The 19,194-nt window shown below is 66.9% G+C and carries 11 protein-coding genes; 2 read left to right on the top strand and 9 right to left on the bottom strand.

The annotated features are described in order from the left end of the window. Window positions 1-233: 233 nt before the first annotated feature. The 5 genes from FMP39_RS12265 to FMP39_RS12245 form a co-directional block, all read right to left on the bottom strand. Complete coding sequence (locus tag FMP39_RS12265) at window positions 234-1,685, bottom strand: sigma-54 dependent transcriptional regulator (RefSeq protein ID WP_141590090.1); 1,452 nt, start codon at window positions 1,683-1,685, stop codon at window positions 234-236. A 79-nt stretch (window positions 1,686-1,764) separates the two neighbouring features. Further along, complete coding sequence (locus FMP39_RS12260) at window positions 1,765-2,502, bottom strand: histidine kinase dimerization/phospho-acceptor domain-containing protein (protein WP_141590089.1); 738 nt, start codon at window positions 2,500-2,502, stop codon at window positions 1,765-1,767. A 176-nt stretch (window positions 2,503-2,678) separates the two neighbouring features. Continuing rightward, window positions 2,679-3,131, bottom strand: a complete 453-nt coding sequence (locus FMP39_RS12255) for a cytidine/deoxycytidylate deaminase family protein (protein WP_141590088.1) — start codon at window positions 3,129-3,131, stop codon at window positions 2,679-2,681. Between the two features lie 94 nt (window positions 3,132-3,225). Beyond that, window positions 3,226-4,104: a serine protease gene (locus FMP39_RS12250; protein WP_141590087.1), complete on the bottom strand. Its 879-nt coding sequence runs from the start codon at window positions 4,102-4,104 to the stop codon at window positions 3,226-3,228. Window positions 4,105-4,226: 122 nt separating this feature from the next. After that, entirely contained in the window at window positions 4,227-6,473 is a 2,247-nt protein-coding gene (locus FMP39_RS12245; protein ID WP_141590086.1) for a PrkA family serine protein kinase, read from the bottom strand. A 272-nt stretch (window positions 6,474-6,745) separates the two neighbouring features. On the opposite strand from FMP39_RS12245, the gene FMP39_RS12240 reads away from it, so the two are divergent. Beyond that, window positions 6,746-8,266: an Hsp70 family protein gene (locus FMP39_RS12240; protein WP_011554055.1), complete on the top strand. Its 1,521-nt coding sequence runs from the start codon at window positions 6,746-6,748 to the stop codon at window positions 8,264-8,266. Between the two features lie 81 nt (window positions 8,267-8,347). On the opposite strand, the gene FMP39_RS12235 is transcribed toward FMP39_RS12240, so the two are convergent. Then, window positions 8,348-10,420 (bottom strand): response regulator, encoded by a 2,073-nt coding sequence (locus FMP39_RS12235; protein WP_141590085.1) that lies wholly within the window; start codon window positions 10,418-10,420, stop codon window positions 8,348-8,350. A 68-nt stretch (window positions 10,421-10,488) separates the two neighbouring features. Here FMP39_RS12235 and FMP39_RS12230 point away from each other — a divergent pair, with 68 nt between their 5' ends. Beyond that, on the top strand, window positions 10,489-12,630 hold the full coding sequence (locus FMP39_RS12230; RefSeq protein ID WP_228557920.1) for a carotenoid oxygenase family protein: 2,142 nt from the start codon (window positions 10,489-10,491) through the stop codon (window positions 12,628-12,630). Between the two features lie 19 nt (window positions 12,631-12,649). Here FMP39_RS12230 and leuS read toward each other — a convergent pair whose 3' ends face one another. From leuS to crtI, 3 genes are all read right to left on the bottom strand, one after another. After that, entirely contained in the window at window positions 12,650-15,136 is a 2,487-nt protein-coding gene (gene leuS, locus FMP39_RS12225; RefSeq protein ID WP_141590083.1) for a leucine--tRNA ligase, read from the bottom strand. Window positions 15,137-15,804: 668 nt separating this feature from the next. Then, a complete protein-coding gene (locus FMP39_RS12215; protein ID WP_194858369.1) occupies window positions 15,805-17,307 on the bottom strand; it encodes a VCBS repeat-containing protein in 1,503 nt (500 codons plus the stop codon). A gap of 359 nt (window positions 17,308-17,666) precedes the next feature. After that, on the bottom strand, window positions 17,667-19,124 hold the full coding sequence (crtI, locus tag FMP39_RS12210; protein ID WP_255508482.1) for a phytoene desaturase family protein: 1,458 nt from the start codon (window positions 19,122-19,124) through the stop codon (window positions 17,667-17,669). Window positions 19,125-19,194 lie beyond the last annotated feature (70 nt).

The following is a 19,194-nucleotide window of genomic DNA, read 5'->3' as shown; positions in this document are numbered from 1 at the left end:
CGATGCACACTCCGGGGCGCCCGAATAGATTGGCGCCGCTGGAGTTGCCCGAGGCGTGGAACATGTACGGCCGGGCACTCCCTGTGGGTGGGAGACCCCCCAAGAATCCCCCGTCCGGAGGTCAAAAGTCAAGAATTGACGGGGGTTTCGCGGCGGGGTCGCCGCCTGGGCGGGCATCCCCTCCGAGCCGGGCCAAGAGCCCGGAATCCGAAGGGGATTTCCTACCTGTGAGGTCAGCGGATGACGAACGAGTTGGTGCCCATGGCCCCCATCGCGCCGTCACTTCCCTGCCCGCCCAGGGGGCCGCCACCGCCGCCGGGCGCCTGCTGCGCGCGGGCCTCGGCCGCGTAGCGGTTGAGCTTGTTGTAGAGCGTCTTCTCGCTCACCCCCAGCACCTCGGCGGTGCGGGCCTTGTTGTTCCCGTTCCGCTGGAGGCTGCCCAGGATGTACTCGCGCTCCACCGCGTCCAGGCTCAGGCCGAAGGGCAGCCGGAAGGTGTGGCGCTCCGGGCTCTTGCCGGCCATGTCGGGCGGCAGGTGCTCGCGGGTGATCAGCTCCCCGTCGCACAGGATGACGGCGCGCTCCACCGCGTTGCGCAGCTCGCGGATGTTGCCCGGCCAGTCGTAGTTCTTCAGGACCTCCATGGCCTCCGGGTGCACGCCGCTGACGCGCTTGCCGGAGTCGCCGCGGAACTTGTCCACGAAGTGCTGCACCAGGATGGGGACGTCGTCGCGGCGCTCGCGCAGGGGCGGCAGGTGGATCTGGAAGACGTTGAGGCGGAAGTAGAGATCCTCGCGGAAGCGCCCGTTCTTGATCTCCTGCTTGAGGTCGCGGTTGGTGGCGCAGAGCACGCGCACGTCCACCTCGATCTCCACCTTGCCGCCCAGCCGGCGCAGCTTGCCCTCCTCCAGCACGCGCAGGAGCTTGGCCTGCAGTTCGATGGGAATCTCACCCAATTCGTCCAGGAAGAGCGTGCCGCCGTGGGCCATCTCGAACACGCCGGGCCGCCGCTGATCCGCGCCAGTGAAGGCGCCGCGCTCGTGGCCGAACAGCTCGGACTCGATGAGCGTGGCCGGGATGGACGCGCAGTTGATGGCGATGAAGGGCTTGTCGCGGCGCAGGGACAGGTTGTGCACCGCGCGGGACACCACCTCCTTGCCCGTGCCGGACTCGCCGCTGATGGACACGCTGGCCTTGGAGGGCGCCACCTTCTCCACCAGCTCGATGACCTTGCGCATGCCCACGGACTGCGCAATCAGGTCCGACGAGCCGAGCTGCTTCAGACGCCGCCGCAGCGTCTGCACCTCGCGCATCGTCTCCTTCTTCTCCAGCGCCCGGTCGATACAGACCTTGAGCCGCGCGGTATCCAGCGGCTTGACGATGAAGTCGTAGGCGCCCTCGCGGATGGACTCCACCGCGGCGTCGATGGTGCCTCGCCCCGTCAGGAAGACCACCGGGCAGTCCGGCAGCTCCTCCTTCAGGTTGCGCAGCAACCAGAGCCCATCCGTCTCCGGCATGGCCAGATCCGACAGGACCACGTCCGGCCGGAACTCGTTCGCCTTGCGAAGGGCGTCATGCCCGTCGAATGCGATCTCGACCTTGTGTCCCCAGGCGCTGAGCATGTCCGCCAGCGCCTCACACGTGTCGCGTTCGTCATCCACGGCCAGGATTCGTGCGCTGCCCAAGTGAAGACCTCCCGTACTGCGTCGTGACGCGAAGTTGTCGTGACTCGAAATCAGAAGCCGGCCCGTCCAGATGAGACACTCAGGCGCGGGAGAAACTCAGGCGGCACAGCCCCGCCCGGACGTACAGGTCGACGCCCAACTGTGAACAGCGCAGCTGCAGCGCGGCCACGGCTTCGGGCAGGGGCTCGGGGCAGGCGCCGGCCGAGTCCTCGACCTCCAGCACCGCGCTCGACTCGTCCCCGCGCACCGTGACCCGGATGGAGCCGCCATTCTCCGCCCGGCGGAAGGCGCGCAGCAGCGCCTGGATGAGGAAGAAGCCCAGCTCCGACGTGTCCTGCAGGCGGACCTGGACGCCCGCCTCCACCGCCGCCTGGACCTGGACGCGGCGCTTGCGGCCCTCGTGCCCCAGCACGCCCAGCGCCCGCGTGGTGGCCTCCGACAGGTCCGCCACGCCCGGCGCGCCGCCTCGGAAGACGACGAAGTCGCTGAACAGCTTCAGGATGCCGTCCACGCGCTGGATCTGATCGCGCATGGCCTTGAGGTTCTTCTCCTGCGAAGGCGGCACGCTCCCCGTCTCCGCCTTCAGCTTCTCCGACAGGACCTCCAGATGGATGGCCAGCGCGTTCAGCGGATTGCGGACGTCGTGCAGCAGGCTGTCCATCAGCGTGGGGACGGCCAGATACCGGGCCGCGCCCACCACAGGCTGCGGCGCGTCCTCAACAGAGGATGCACTATTTGACATTGCTGTCGAGGTAACCAACTGGAACTCCTCGGGATTTTCCCTGATCCACCCCCGCCGCCGCCCAACCGGAGCCAAGAGTTAGGGAGCCGTTCCAACATCGTCAACCCTGGGGCGGTAATTCTTGCCGGAAGTGGCAAATTCCCCATACACGGCGCGGACTTACGTCCGCCCGCGAGTGTTTTTCAGGTGACGATTGAGGAGCCCGCGCGATCCGCGCGGAAATGCCCGGACTGCCCCGCGGTGCGGGGTGATCAGGCACCCGAGGCGGGAGGCCGGGCGGCGTCGCCCAGACCCACCAGGTCCAGCTTCAGCCGGGCCGCGTACTCGAAGATGCGAGGGTCCCGGTAGAACTCGCCGAACACGATGCGCACCAGGCCCGCGTTGGCGATCAGCTTGAAGCACGGCCAGCAAGGCGAGGCGGTGGTGTAGATGGTCGCCCCTTCGATGCTGACGCCGTTGGTGGCGGCCTGGATGATGGCGTTGGCCTCCGCGTGGACGGTGGCCACGCAGTGTCCGTTCTCCATCATGTGGCCCACGTCATCGCAGTGCGGCAGCCCGCGGATGGCGCCGTTGTAGCCGGTGGACAGGATGGTCCTGCCCCGGACGATGACGGCGCCCACGTGCTTGCGATCACACGTGGCGCGCGAGGCCACCTGCGTCGCGATGTCCATGAAGTACTGATCCCACGAGACACGTCCGGCCATCCCACGCCTCCAGTCCGGCGGATGTACCCCGCTCGCGCGCGGTGTCGAGATTCCTGCCAGCCCGCCCGGAGGACTGGGACGCCGCGCGAAGGGACTAACGCCCGGCGGCGTGTGCGACGCCACCTTCCGTCATCGGCTTGCGCGCCAGCAGCCGGCCAAAGCCCTTGGCCTGGAGGAAGTGGCGCACCTTCGCGCTGGGTGCGGCGAACGTCTCTCCGGGCATGGGCACGTCGAAGCTGTAGTTCTCCTCCTGCACCTCGAAGTCCACCTTCGCGGTGCGGTAGCCTTCGACGATGGCCAGCAGCCGGCCCGTCGTGAGGCTGAAGATGCCGCCGCCCGACGCGCCGTAGCCGATGGGGGCGTCCGTCTTCACCATCTTCGGGCGCTGGGAGGCCTTGTCCCACTCGACCTGGGACAGCATGCCGCCAGACAGCGACAGCGCGCGGCCGAACGGCGAGGCGGCCACCACCACGTCCTCCCCCAGCTCCAGCTCCGCGTCGTCCGCCAGCTCCACCGCAGGCAGGTCCAGCCCCGGCACGCGCACCAGCGCGAGGTCCAGGTCAGGCACCTCGCCCATCGCCACCACCTCGCCCCGGTGCTCCAGCGACTCCGCGCGGCGATCCACCAGCACGCGCAGCTCCGGAGCCTCCATCCCGTCCATGGCCACCGCGTGTGCGTTGGTGACCACCCAGGCGACCGTGGCTCCGTTCGCGTCCCGCTCGGCGCCCACCACCACGCCCGACGCCGTGCTGCGCACCCTGCCCTGCGAGGCCAGTTGCAGCCGCACGTTGTGCGGGAGGATGCGCCGCACCTGCTCCTTGCGCGTCATGCGCGGCACGTCCGGCACCGCGATGACACGCTCGACGACGGGCGCCACCTGGGATGCGGGGGTGGCGGCGGCCGGCTGAGGCGGGGCACCAGCGCATGACACGAGGGCGAGCAGGGCGGGGGCGCCCAGGAGGAAGCGGGTCATCGACTCTCCGGTCTGGGGGGAAAACGGATGCAGCCAGTACAACTCCCTGGCAGCCCCCATCATCCCGAGCCCTTTCCGGCTTTGAAAGCAGGCGTCCAGGCGGGCCCCGGACGCCTGCCCGGTCACGCGTAGCGCTTCTTCATCAGGAAGAGGATGGCGTCCTTCGCGCACGCCTCGCAGTAGCCGTAGCGCTCCGCCATCGTCTTCAGCGTGCTCTGCACCTGCGTCTGCTCGCGCGCGGTGAGCTGGTTGCGGTCCTCGGACAGGTACTTGAGGACGTTCTCCTTGTTCTTGCGCAGCACGCGCTTGCGCTCCTCGAAGTAGTGATCTCGCAGGCGCTTGAACATGTCCGGGAAGATGCGGCCGTAGTCCATGACCGCGTCCGGGTTGTCCAGCCGGTGCGCGCCGATGGAGGCGATGAGTCCCCGGCGGAAGTCGGCGGCGTCCTCGCCGCGCGGCATGATGATGGCCTCCACCTCCACCATGCGCTGCTCTTCCGGCGCCTCCATCACCCCGGTGACGCGGTTGCGCATCTTCTCCCCGCGCACCCAGTGGCTGATGGTCTGGATGTAGCGCTCCACCAGCTCGCGGTACTGCCCCTCCGACACCAGGCCCATGGACTCGCGCACCTCCGAGTCCACCCGGTCCAGGTACTCCGCCTCCGCCAGCCCCACGAAGGCGTCATGGTCGTGGTAGCCGTCCACCACCTCCTGCAAGAGGAACTCGTAGACGCTCTTGTCCTTGCAGATGGCGGACAGCTCCTCCAGCACCGCCAGCGCGTTGAGGCACTTGTAGTCGGTGTTCTGCGCGGCATTGAAGAGCGCCGTCTTGATTTCGCGCGCGCTGGCGCCCGAGCGTCCCTCGTAGTTCGGGTACGCGTCCGACTCCGTGAACAGGTCCTCGCGCAGCTTGCGCAGCTCCTTCGTGTTGGCCAGGCTCAGCCGGTCCGGCGGCGCGCCCTCCTCGTAGAGGTGCAGCTTCTCCACCGGCGTCACCTGGTCGATGAGCTCCTTCACGTCCTGCGGGTAGCGGTCCGGAATGGGCTTCTTCAGCCGGGTGAGCACCGCCCACATGGCCGCCAGCTCCGTGGCATGGGGCGCAACGTGCTTGCCCACGGTGGTGGAGGTGATCTGCGCGTCGTAGATCTGCTGCTCGGTGCGGTAGCGGCGCAGGTAGGGCACGCGCACCAGCTCGATGCGGCCCTTGAAGGACGCGAAGTCCGGCAGCTCCTTGAAGGCGTTGAGGTGCTTCTCGTTCGCCGACGCGATGAGCACCTCGTCGAGCTGGAGGACGAAGGGCTCCAGCGGCACCTCGCCCGTCTCGCTGAAGCCCAGCAGGTACTTGAAGGCCTCCAGGGGCCGCTTGAGCAGGTCCGCGTACTCGATGAGGCCGCGGTTGGCGTGGACCAGGGGGCCGTGCGGCTCGAAGAGCACCGTGCTGTGCAGCGGCGCGGGCACGTTGAGCTGGGTGCGGTCCGCGGTGAGCTGCTGGACGACGGCGTCCACGCTCATCTGCGGCTCCACCGTCACCGTGCCCACCTGGTAGCGGCGCGACACGTAGAAGCGCTCCACCTGGACGTGGCGCATCACCTTCAGCCAGTCCCCGCCGTAGGAGTTGAGCAGCGCGGTGTAGATGCGGCGGCACTTGGAGCACAGCTCGCCGTCCCGCACGTAGTCGGACAGGATGAAGTCGCCACTCTCCCCGTCCCCGTTGCCCAGGCCCTTCTTCTTGAGCGCCGTCTCCAGCAGCTTGCGGCGCTCGCCGGGCGGGACGGCGAAGAGCGGGTGGTCCCGCAGCTCGCACGGCATGCGCAGGTCGATGGACTCCGCGTCCAGGTGTGCGAAGGTGGTCATCTCCCCACTGGCGGAGTCCCGCTCACCGAAGCCAATGGAGCCCTTGATGAGCTTCTCCGACGGGAACACCCAGGCGAGCCGGTAGAGCGCGCCCTGGGGCAGCCGCGAGTACGTCTCCATGCCTTCCTTCAGGGCATTGACGAGCGTGGATTTGGCGCTGCCATTGGGCCCGTGTAGGAGGATGAGCTTGTTGATACGGCCGGCCCGCACGAAGTTGCCGAGCAACCGGTAGATGGCGTTCTGCACCTCCTCCTGGCCCGCCACCCGGTCGTCCCGGTCGCCGCCGGGCACGTCGAAGACCTGGAAGCGCCGGATGGTGCCCGTGGGGTGCGGCACCGTGGTGGTGCCGAAGTGGTCCATCACGTCCCGCAGGTACTGCGCCGCGTTGCGGGCCTGGCCCTTCGGGTCGCTGAAGAAGAGGGAGAGATACTCCTCGAAGGAGAGAATCGACCGGTTCTTGACGAAGTCGGCGTTCACCTGCGCGCCCACTTCCTGCAGATAACCCTTCGCGTCCAAGTTGACTCTCCTCTGGTCCGTCGTCCACCACCAAGTTTTCCGTCCGGGCCACCAATGTCCAGCACCCCGGACGTCATTGTCGGCTGGGGCACGCGCTGCTGGCCACCGGGCGGCCACAGGGAGCGCTACGGCGCCCTCCAGGGGAAGCAGGGAGCCCGGGTCCGCATTCCCGGGAGCGGCAAACGGCGCGGTGTGTGAACTCGCGCGCGGCGCGAGGGTGCGCTACGGTCTTTTCCTTCCTCTGCGGCCTACCCACCCGGAGTCCAAGCAAGATGCACAAGGAGCCCATCATCGGCATCGACCTCGGCACGACCAACTCGTGCGCGGCGATCGTCGAGGACAGCGGGAACGTCAAGCTCATCCCCTACAAGGGCGGCGAGTACACCATCCCCTCGATCTTCGCGATCGACGACAAGGGGAACGAACTCATCGGCTACGAGGCCAAGCGCCAGTGGCAGCTCAACCCGCGCAACACCGTCTACGGCTCCAAGCGACTGGTGGGCCGAGGCTTCGGTAGCGAAGTCGTCGACACGATGAAGCAGGTTGTGGCGTACAACATGCGCCCCGGCAAGCAGAGCGACGTCATCCTGGACGTGGGGAAGAAGGAGTTCGCCCTCCAGGAGATCAGCGCCAAGATCCTGGGGAAGATCCGCGAGGTCGCCTCCAACTACCTGAAGATGCCCATCAAGCGGGCGGTGGTGACGGTGCCGGCCTACTTCAACGACCGGCAGCGCCAGTCGGTGAAGGACGCGGGCAAGCTCATCGACCTGGAAGTGGTGCGCATCATCAACGAGCCCACCGCGGCGGCGCTGGCCTACGGCGTGGGCAAGGGGCTGAAGGAGAAGGTCGTCATCTACGACCTGGGCGGCGGCACCTTCGACGTCTCCATCATCGAGATCCGCGACCGCGTCTTCGAGGTGAAGGCCACCGGCGGTGACGTCTTCCTGGGCGGCATCGACTTCGACAACGCCATCATCCACCACGTCCTCAAGGACTTCGCGGCGAAGACGGGCCTCGACCTCGCCACGGACCCGGTGGCGATGCAGCGCATCAAGGACTTGGCCGAGCGCACGAAGATCGACCTGTCCGCGCGCGAGGAGGTCCCCTTCAACATCCCCTTCATCACGATGACGTCCCAGGGCCAGCCCCTGAACATCGAGATGAAGTTCAGCCGGAAGATGCTGGAGCAGCTCACCAACCAGCTCGTGGACCGCACCCTGCAGATGGTGGCGCGCGTGCTGGTGGACTCGGGACTGTCCACCAAGGACGTCGACGAGGTCATGCTCGTGGGCGGCCAGACGCGCATGCCCATCGTCCAGGACCGGCTCACCAAGTTCTTCGGCAAGCCGCCCAGCAAGGGCGTGCACCCGGACGAGGCCGTGGCCATTGGCGCCGCGCTCTACGCACACTCGCTCCAGGACGACACCAACCTGCGCATCCAGCTCCTGGACGTGATTCCCATGGCCATTGGCCTGGAGAAGGCGGGCGGCGCCTTCCACACCGTCTTCCCGCGCAACGCGTCCATCCCCAACGCCAAGCAATTGCTGGCCACCACCAGCATGGACAACCAGACCGAGCTCGCCGTGCGCATCTTCCAGGGCGACAACGAGCTGGTGGCCCGCAACGACATGCTGGGCGAGTTCACCTTCTCCGGCATCCAGCCCGGCCGCGCCGGCGCCGCGCAGGTGGAGATCACCTTCGACGTGAACGTGGAAGGCATCCTCACCATGCGCGCCCGCGACCCGGCGTCCGGCCGCGAGATGAAGACCACGGTGCGCGTCAGCAATGCCTGATTGACGTCCCCTGCCCCGCTCCCGTGCGCCAGGAGCGGAGCGCCCTCGGCCGCCGCAGCACGGAACAGCGGGCGCGGCCCCTCAGCCGCCCTGCGTGGTTCCCCGGCCTTCTGGCGCCGCATCCAGCGCCAGGAAGGCGGTCGCATCGTCGGGGCCCCGTGAGCCATGGCCCTCGTCGCGGGCCAGCTCGAAGAGGCCCGTCTCCACGGGCGACAGGCCGAAGCGTGACGCCGCGCGCGCCTGGGCCCGGCCGCTGACCAGCACCTGCCCACGCCCGGCCCTCGCCGCCAGCCGCGCCGCGGTGTTCACCACGTCCCCCAGCACCGTGAAGTCCAGCCGGCCGGAGGCCTTCGCCCCCACGCTGCCGGCCACCAGGTCGCCCGAATCCAGGCCCATGCAGACGCCATGCGCGTACGGTGCGCCCTCGCCGCCACGCGACGCCAGCGTGCCGAGTTGCCGGTGGACGGCGTGACAGGCCTCGAGCGCCAGGTCCACGTGCCCGGGGCCTCGGAAGACGGCCATCACCGCGTCCCCCATGAACTTGTCCACGATGCCGCCGCGCGCGAGCAACTCCGGGACGATGGCCTCGAAGTTGGCGTTGAGACGGCGCAGGGACTCCGGCGGCGCTTCCTGGTGCAGCACTGGTGTGAAGGCATCCACGTCGATGAACACCACCGTGCCGTCCACCCATTCGCCCGCCATGGCGTCCGAGCCCTGGAGCAACGGCGGCAGGCGCTCCAGCACCGCGCCCGGGACGAACATGCGCAGCAGGCCGTTCTCCTCCGTGTAGCGCACGGTGCGGCGCAGCTCGCGCACGTGCTTCAGCGTCTTGACGAGCGTGGCCTCCAGGTCCGGGAAGTCGATGGGCTTGGTGATGAAGTCGAAGGCGCCGCGATTCATCGCCGTGCGGATGTTGTTCATGTCGCCATACGCGGAGACGATGACCACCCGGGTCAGCGAGCTGATCTCCCCCACGCGCGACAGGAACGTCAGCCCATCCATGCGCGGCATGTTGATGTCGCAGAGGACGACTTCGATGTCGGGATGCTGGCGCATCTCCTCCAGCGCCTCCTCGCCGTCCGCGGCGAAGAGGAACTGGTAGACGGAGCGGCGGATCTGCTTGCGGAAGCTCTGCTCCATCAGCACGACGATGTCCGGCTCGTCATCGACGACCAGGATTTTCGCCGGGCGCGACGGCCGGCCCGCATCCACCGCGCTGGTGAGGGCGGAGGCCAGCTCGTGCGCGGACTGGAAGCGGCGCGCGGGGTCCACGTCCAGGGCGCGCGCGAAGAAGGCGTCCACCTCCGTGCCCAGCTCCGGGGACAGGCTGGACGGCGTCGCGGGCGGCGGCGGCACGTTGCCCAGGCGCATCTGCCGCAGTGACTCCAGGGGGAACGGGTGCTGTCCCGTCAGCGCGCGGTACGCCACCACGGCCAGCGCCCAGAGGTCACAGCGGTGGTCCAGCCGCGGCTCCAGCCCTCGGAGCTGCTCGGGGCTCATGTACCGGGGCGTGCCGGCCATCTCCTCCTCGGGATGCGGCCGGGCCGCGCCGCCCGACATCAGCAGCGCCAGACCGAAGTCCAACACCTTCACCTGCTCGCCATGCTCCGTGCGCGCGAGGAACAGGTTGGCCGGCTTGAGGTCGCGGTGGATGACGCCCGCGGCGTGCGCGGCGGTGAGCGCGCGGGCCGTCTGCGTCACCAGCCGCTCCACCATGGCCAGGGACAGCCGGCCGCGGCGGTTCAATAGGGCCTCCAGGTCCTCGCCCACCAGCCACTCCATGACGATGTAGGGCGTCTCGCCGGAGAGGTCGCAGTCGTGGACCTGGATGACGTGGGGATTCTGGAGGCGGGCAATCGCCTGCGCTTCCCATTCGAACTGCCGGCGAGCCAGGGGCGCGGGCGCGCAGTGGGCCGCCATCAGCTTGAGGGCCACGCGGCGCTGGAGCTTGGGATCCAACGCCACCCAGATGGTGCCCATGCCACCGCCCGCCAGCCGCCGCTCCAGGACGTAGCGGTCGCCAATGACTTGTCGCTCGGAGTGGGAGTCTTCGACCATGGGAAGCGGCAAGTGTCTCACACCGGCCCCTCGCAAGGTACTGTGGGCTGCCCTCTCCCACGGCGGCCAGCCGCCCGGCGTCGACCGGTCTGTCACAACACGCGTGCTACGGTCCCGGCCCCCATCCCGCTGCGGCGCGCACCCACCCAATCTCCGGAGGCGTCATGCCCGAGACTGAATCCGTCCTGAAGCCCCCCGCCCCCGCGGCGCCCGAAGCGCCCGCTTCCCTCTCGCGCGAGGCGGACGGCCATGCGCTCCCCGGTCTGCACGTCCCACCGGGACTCAGGCCCGGCATGCCACGCAACGCGATGACCACCAGCCCGGTGGAGTACGTCAACGAGCCGCTGCAGGTGCTCGCCGGCACGCTGCCCGAGGACCTGCAGGGGCACGTCTATGTCGCGGGGCCCAGCGTGCACGCGGGCTCCCCGGCCCTGGCCTCGGACGGGCTCGTGCTGCGCCTGGACTTCCAGGTGGGCGGCGCCCGGTTCACCTCCGCCACCATGCGCACCCCCTCGTACTACGCGCGCCAGCAGGTAGACGCGGGCGCGACGGCGCGAGGCCCCCTGACGCGGCTGCTCAACCGCTTCCGCAAGACGACGCTGGCGGACGTGTCCCTCACGCTGGGACCGCAGGAGACCCCCAACACGGCGCCCTTCCTGGTCGAGGGTGAGCGGATGCTGCTGGTGACGACGGACGCGGGCCGCCCGTGGGCCATCCACCCCAAGACGTTGAAGGCGTACACACCGCTGGGCTACCTGCGCGAGTGGAACCGCGCCCTCCCCACGCCGTGGGTCTTCCCCCTGCTGCAGAGCACGGCCCACCCGGCCTTCGACCCCGCCGAGCGCCTGGGCCCACGCCTCAACAAGGACCGGCCCCGCCTCTTCTTCACCAACCACGCGCCCAAGTGGCCCCTGGGCGCCGGTTACACGCAGTTGGTGAGCTGGGACACGGAAGAGAACCGGCTGAACCACTGGAAGCTGATGGACGCGGCCACGGGTGAGCCGGTGGTGGCGGCGTCGCTGCACCAGATCGCCGCCACGCGGGACTACGTGGTGCTGCTGGACTCCAACTTCCCCATCAACTTCTGGCAGATCGCCGCGCAGGCGGCGGTGCCCTTCCTGCCGCGGGTGCAGCGCGCGGTGGAGTGGCTGACTGCGTCCCCCGCCGCCCCGCAAGCGGTGTTCTGGGTGGTGCGGCGAGCGGACCTCCAGACGTCACCCGGGACGCTGGACCCGGCGAATCCGCCGCTCGTGTCCGCGCACCGCTTCCAGGCCGGAGGCGGCGGGCTGCACTTCGCCGCCATCTACGAGAACCCCGACGACGTCATCACCATTGTCGCGGCGCACTCTCCCACCGAGGACCTGTCTCATACGCTGGAGCCGGGCGAGCTGCTCATCAATGGCAACCGCGTGCAGGACTGGCAGGCGGGAATGCCCACGGCGGTGCCCGTCACGCGCAGCTCCATGGGGGTGCACCGCATCGACATGAAGCGGCTGCGCATCCAGTCCAATCTGTATTCGCATGACGACTTCACCTGGGGCCTGACGGTCTTCTCCAACGCCGGCCTGGTGAATGGCGAGCTGGAGGCCCACTTCCGGCTGCTGGGCCACGTGATGAACGCCAAGTTGCCGACGAAGGAGCTGGCGCTCTACCTCAACTCGGACGGCTTCACGGCGGACATGGTCCCCGAGGCGCTCTACCAGCTCTACAAGCCCGTCGTCGGGGACAAGTCCGCGCTGCCCATCCGCGATGGCCGCGCGGCGAGCTTCTGCAAGTTCTTCGTCGACTCCGGCCGCTTCGAGGGCTACGTGCTGCCCACCGGCTGGTTCGGCTTCGCGCCGCAGTTCGTCCCCAGCGCCCGGTTCCCCCAGGTGCCCCACTGGAAGGGCTACGTGGTGGCGCTCGTCGTGTCGGACCCGACGCCGGACCTGCCTGAGAACTCCACGGGCGACGAGGTCTGGATCTTCGACTCCGAGGACCTGGCCAAGGGCCCCATCTGCCGGCTGGGCAGCCGCAACTTCGACGTGGGCATGACGCTGCACACCACCTTCCTGCCAGCGGGCCTGGCTGACCTCCTGGAAGGCCAGCCCCCGGGCAACGTGGCCCCGTACTGCGTGGACGTGCGGCAGGACCTCGACATGGACGCCATCGAACGGACGTACCTGGAGTGGCCCCAGACGCTGCTCCCACGGGTGCCCCGGGTGCTGTTCGCCCCGTGGCGCCTGGGCGTGAAGTGGGCGTTGAACTTCCCGAAGCTGCGGCAGGTGCTCCAGGAGGACGTGTATCCGCACTTCCCGCGCAGGTGACTGCGTTCGCCGCAGGGCCTCAGCCAACGACGATGTTGATGATTCGCCCTGGCACGTAGACGAATCGGCGCTCGGTCTTTCCGGCGAGATGCGGGATGAGCTCCGGCTCTCGGTGGACGGCCTCACGCGCCTCCGCCTCCGTGGCGTCTCGCTTCAGGCGCAGCTTCCCTCGGACCTTGCCGTTGACCTGGATGGCCATTTCGACGAGCTCGTCCACGGTCAACGCAGGGTCGTATTCAGGCCACGGCTGGAGGGAAATGGACTCGCTTGCGCCCCAGCGGTGCCAGAGCTCCTCCGAGAGGTGAGGCGCGAATGGGGAGAGAATCCGCGCAAAGACCCTGGCCGCCTCGAGCGGCACGCGCGGAAGCTCGGCCAGCGCGTTGGCGAGGATCATCATCGCGCTCACGGCCGTGTTGAAGCGCAGCGCTTCGATGTCCTCCCCCACCTTCTTCACCGTCTTGTGCAGCAGCCGCCGCACGTCCTCGGTCAGCTCCGCCGGCGCCCCCCCCGCGTCCTCCGTCACGAACGCGAGCATGTTCCACACGCGGTCAAGGAAACGCCGCACGCCGATGACGCCGTTGGTCTGCCACGGCTTCACCGCCTCCAGCGGCCCCATGAACATCTCGTACATGCGCAGGGCATCCGCACCGAACTGCCGGACAATGTCGTCCGGGTTCACCACGTTGCCGCGCGACTTCGACATCTTCTCGTTGTTCTCACCGAGGATCATTCCCTGGTGGACGAGCTTCTTGAACGGCTCGGCGTGCGTGACGAGGCCGCAGTCGAACAGCACCTTGTGCCAGAACCGGGCGTAGAGCAGGTGCAGCACCGCGTGCTCCGAACCGCCGACATACAGGTCCACCGGCATCCAGGCGTCGTACGCCTCCTGCGAGAAGATGGCCTGGGTGTTCTTCGGGTCAGTGAAGCGCAGGTAGTACCAGCACGAGCCCGCCCACTGAGGCATGGTGTTGGTCTCTCGCGCGTACCACTTTCCATCGCGCTGGAAGAATCGCCAATCCAAGGCGCGGGCCAGCGGGCCCGCCGGGTCCTCGCTGGGCTTGAAGTCCTCGAGCTCGGGGAGCCGCACCGGCAGCTCGTCCTCGGACACGGGCAGAGGCTGGTCGTAGCGAATGGTGTGGGGATGAATACGCGGGTCCGATGAGCCCTCCGCGAGCTCGACCGGGAAATAGATGGGGATCGGCTCCCCCCAATAGCGCTGGCGCGAGAACACCCAATCCCGCAAGCGGTACTGGACGCGCCGTGCGCCCAGTCCCTCGCGCTCGAGGTGCGCGAGCATGGCCGCCTTGGCCTCCGGCGTCCGCAGCCCATCGAGGAAGCGCGAGCGCACCGCGACGCCGTCCCCCACGAATGCCTCCGTCCACGTGCCGGTCTCGTTCAGGGCGCCGTCGGCCGAAACCACCTCGACGACGGGCAAGCCGAGGGCACGCGCGAACTCGAAGTCACGCGCGTCATGGCCGGGCACGGCCATGATGGCGCCCGTCCCATAAGAGCCGAGCACGAAGTCCGCGACCCAGATGGGGAGGCGCGCTCCCGTGAGCGGGTGCAGCGCGTAGGAGCCGGTGAACACGCCGGTCTTGGCTTTCGAGAGCGCGGTGCGGTCCAACTCGCTTCGGCTCGCGGTCGCCTCTCGGTAGGCCAGGACCTCGGCGCGCCGCTCCGCCGTGGCGAACCGCTCCAGCAGCGGGTGCTCGGGTGCAACGACCATGTACGTCGCGCCGAAGAGCGTGTCCGGACGGGTGGTGAAGATGCGGAGGCGGTCCGCGCTGCCCTCGATGAGGAAATCGACCTCAGCACCCTCGCTGCGCCCAATCCAGTGGAGCTGCTTCTCCCGCGTCTCGGGCCAATCCAGCCCCGAGAGGTCCTCGGCGAGCCGATCCGCGTACGCCGTGATGCGAAGCGTCCATTGCCGCAGCGGCAGCCGCACAACCGGGTGACTGCCCCGCTCGCTTTTCCCGTCAATGACCTCCTCGTTGGCGAGCACCGTGCCGAGCGCCGCGCACCAGTTCACCGGGAGCTCGGCCTGATAGGCCAGCCCGCGCTCGAAGAGCTTGAGGAAGAGCCACTGGGTCCAACGCACGTACTCCGTGTCTGTCGTGGAGAGCTCGCGAGACCAGTCGTACGAAAACCCGAGAGACTTGAGCTGCCGCTTGAACGTCGCGATGTTCTTCGCGGTGGTATCCGCCGGGCGGGTTCCCGTCTCGATCGCGTGCTGCTCCGCGGGCAGGCCGAACGCGTCCCATCCCATGGGATGAAGGACATCATATCCCCGCATCCGCAAGTATCGCGAGATGATGTCCGTGGCCGTGTAGCCCTCCGGGTGCCCGACGTGCAGCCCGGCCCCCGAGGGGTAAGGGAACATGTCGAGGACGTATGCCTTCGGTTTGCCGGGGTGCCTGCGCGCCTCGAAGAGGCGCTGCTCCTCCCAACGGGCCTGCCAGAGGGGTTCGATGTTCGCCGGGTCGTACTTCGGCCGTTCTGTGGACATGGCGCCAGTTACCACAACGGGCATGCCCAGTCAGCAGGCGGTGGAGCGGCACTTCAGGTGGCCCGCTCCGCGAGCGAGCCAGCGCTGAAGAACCCCAGACCCGCTCCGAACGCCCCCTCTCCAAACCTCACCTCGGCAGTGCAAGAGTTGAAGCGCATCGGCTGAACCCTTTCACGCGACATCTACCTTGACGCTCACCGCGGACGACAGCTCGCCCTATTGCAGCTCGGGAGGTGCGACTCGACAGCGAACGTCGGCACTGCGAGGTATGCGGCACGAGGACGCGAGCAGATTGGCGCCAGCGGCGCTGCGTGACGATGTTCACTGGATGCATGGGATTGTCCGTGCAGGTACGGGCGCGCCACCGCGAGGGGTGTCTGCTGAAGGGGGTGTCGCGAAGGTGGTCAACCTCAACTACCCGACGCCAAACGGATGCAAGAAACACTGAAACCTCAGGGGCGGGCATTGCTTGCTATTGATGGGTTCGCTCCTGACGTGGGACACGAGGTGCTTTGGGTGGTGCGCGAATGTCTGTCGGGTCAGGTCTTGCTGGGCGCGTCCCTTGGTGTCTGGGAGCGAGCAGGAACGCGCACCGCTCGGCTTGCCCCGGAACACGCAACCAAGGTGGGCTGGACTTCCAGCCCGCCTCAAGCTGCCCCGCTTTCAACCTATCGGCGGAAAATATACCCTCCGACAAAGGTCAAACCCGGCGTCCACTGCCCTTGGGTCGAGGGACTCAGCACCAAGTGATTCGTGCCAGCCTGACCATAGCGAATCTCAGCCAAGCCGGTCTGCCCCATAATGAACAGGTCGTCCTTCCCGTCTCCGTCATAATCCCCCACAAAGAAAGTCTGCCCCAACGACCAGTGCTGGACATTGGAAAGAGACCACGTTACCCCCCCAGCCCCCTGTATGCCCAAAGCGACATTATTCACTCCAGTGGAAGTCTGATACATAAAGTAATCCGATCGCCCATCACCATTGAAGTCTCCAACAAGGTACACGGAATCGGTGGCCAACGCCCACCGAGACTCGGGCTTAAGAATGAGCGCCCCCATTCCTTCCCATCCATACCGAATTTCAGTATTATTATCGAACGGATCCCTGACTAGCAAATCACTCCTGCCATCCCCATTGAAATCACCGGATGTAAAATCCATTCCTGGGTTCCACGTCTGCTGAGACGCAGGAATGAACAAGAACGGCCCAAGCCCCGTCCGTCCGTACCGGATCTCAACGGCTCCCGCCGGGTAATAGAGGAACAGGTCAGTAAATCCGTCCCCATTGTAGTCTCCCGGAATGTACTTCAACCCCAATGTCCAGGAGTGCTGCGTGACAGGACTCGACTGCAACGCCCCCATTTGAGACGAGCCAAATCGGATTTCAACGTGCCCCGTCACAGCATTGTGGATGAATACATCCGTCTTGCCATCACCATTGAAATCGCCCGGGACGAACTCCAGACTCAAGCCCCAAACCTGCTGAGACGACGCACTAAAGAGAAATGGACTATATCCAGCCTGACCGTAGCGAATCTCAACTTCACCGGTTGGAACATAATAGAGAAACAGGTCGGTATAACCATCCCCATTGAAGTCGCCCGTCACATACTTACGATTCGTCAGCCATACATCTTGGGATGCAGCACTGAAGTGGAGCGGCCCCATTCCAGACCGACCGAACCGGATCTCGACATCGCCAGTCTGCGGGTTCTGGAGGAACAGGTCCGAATACCCGTCACCGTTGAAGTCAACGACGTGCTTGGCTCCCCCACTTCCGCCAGAGTCCGGACCCGGCGGCGGGTTTGGATTACCTCCACCGGAGTCAGGCACGTACCATTTGATGACAAGGGTCACTGACAGTCGGGAACTCGAATCAGCGGCAAGCACCGTCGGAATTGCAACCCACGGACCACTATGAACCAACCGCCCGGCCCAAGGTGCCGTCACGGGCTGGCTTGCAGTGGGGAACCACACGTGCCCGTTTGCAAATGATCGAAAAATCGCATCAATCCACCCCTGTTGAGACAGATCAATCCGGCTTATCAATACATTCTGCCCGGTCGGAACTTCCGCCAGATAAACGGATTCCACCTTGGCATCCGACGGTGCATTACCCACCACAACAGGAGTCTCTGTTGTCGTATAATTCCACGAATAGCGAATCGACACCGTCCCAGTCGTCGTACTCAGGCAATCCGAACACTCAGGTATCTCAACCGAGATCGGAGGGAGTTGCACCTCAGCAAAAACCCGCAGAGGCGCAACTCCAATCAAACAAAAAAGCACCCATACCATCCTAGAACGCCACCCAGCCTTCGGCAACGAGACACCCATTACCCATCGACTACGGTCCACAATCGCCCCTTGTCTATACAGCCACCTAACTGTTACCACAGCCGTCAGACATTCGACAGGCGATCAGACAATCGACGCCGCGCCAGCAGCAGAAGCCCTCGATATGCAACTATCGTTCGAGTTCACTCAGCAGAGCTGGACAATCTTCTACTGCGAACATGCAGTCGCTACCGTCAGGCGCATGCAATAGCCGTATCCACAATTTTCGCGGAACAAAGAACCGCAGGAAGCCCGGCCCCGGGGTGCGTGCCTGCCCCGACAATGTATAGGTGGTCCACATCCTCACTCCGGGCCTGCGCCCTGAGGAATGTTGTCTGCATCAGCGTCGGTGCGAAGCTGAACGCGGCCCCTCGGAATGACCTCAGTTCGTCACGGAAGTACTCCGGTGTCACCATCCGCGAGGTCACCAACTCCGCCCCCAGGCCCGGCAACACGGTCCGCGACAACCGCGCCTCCAACTCGCGTCGGAAAGACTCCGCGCGCGGCCTCCACTCTGAGCCCGTCCCCAGGTGAGGCACTGGTGCCAGCACGTAGAACGAGTCATGCCCTGACGGGGCCAGCGCCGCGTCTGTCGCCGTGGGTCTGTGTAGATAGAGCAAGGGGTCCGCGGACGGCTGTCCAGGGCCTTCCAGTCCTGAGAACATCCCCCGGAAGTCCTTGCCGAACAGCAGCGTGTGGTGCGCGACCTCCGGGTACTGACGCCGCGTCCCGAAGTACCAGAGGAATGCGCTCATCGAGTACCGAGCCCGGTTGATGCGCTCGTCCGTCCAGTGCTTCCGGACATGCCCTGGCACCAGGTACCGGTACGTCCACGCCGCGTCCGCGTTCGACACCACCACGTCCGCCGCCAGCCCCGTACCGTCCCCGAGCCTCACGCCCGTCGCCTTCCGCCCCTCCAATGCAATCTCAGTCACCTCGCTGCCGTAACGGACCTCGCCGCCCAGGGACTCCAATAGCGCCACCAGGCCGCGCACCAGCGCGCCAGTTCCCCCCACTGGAAAGAACGCCCCCCAGCGCCGCTCCACGAATTGAATCGACGTGTACACCGCGCTCGCTGTCGCGAAGGGACTGCCGCCAATCAGCAGCGGATGGAAGCTCAACGCCTGCTGCAACCGTTCGTCCCGGATGTGCTTCGACACCAGGCCGAACATGGACCGGAACGCCTCGTCCCGCACCAGCGCGGCGGTGAAGGGCGCCAGACTCAGCACGTCCGGCACCGGCGTGCTCATCAGGGCCCCAATGCCCGCCTCGTACATCCGCTCCACGCGGGCGCACAGCGCCAGGAACCCCGCCTCATCCCGGGGAGACAGCCGCCGCACGGACTGGCGCATCGCCTCGCGGTCCGTGTGGTAGTCGAACGTGGAGCCATCCGGGAACCGCATCCGGTACAGCGGCGCCACGGGCCGGAGCTCCACGTGGTCCGCCATGCGTTGCCCCGCCAGCGCCCACAGCTCTTCCAGCAGGTGCGGACACGTAATCACCGTGGGGCCCGCGTCGAACGTGAAGCCGTCCTGCTGGAAGGCATTCGCCCGCCCGCCCGGGCTGTCCATCCGCTCGAGCACCGTGACGCGCCACCCACGCGCCGCCAGCCGGATGGCCGCGGCCAATCCACCGAAACCACTGCCAATCACGATTGCGCGTCGTCCACCGCTTCGCGCGGTCAGGCCAGCCATCCCAGAGGGTCTCAGCACGGTGACTCGC

Source organism: Myxococcus sp. AB056, assembly GCF_006547365.1.
Classification (GTDB): Bacteria; Myxococcota; Myxococcia; order Myxococcales; family Myxococcaceae; genus Myxococcus; species Myxococcus virescens.
This window is presented reverse-complemented; position numbering and strand designations above follow the sequence as displayed.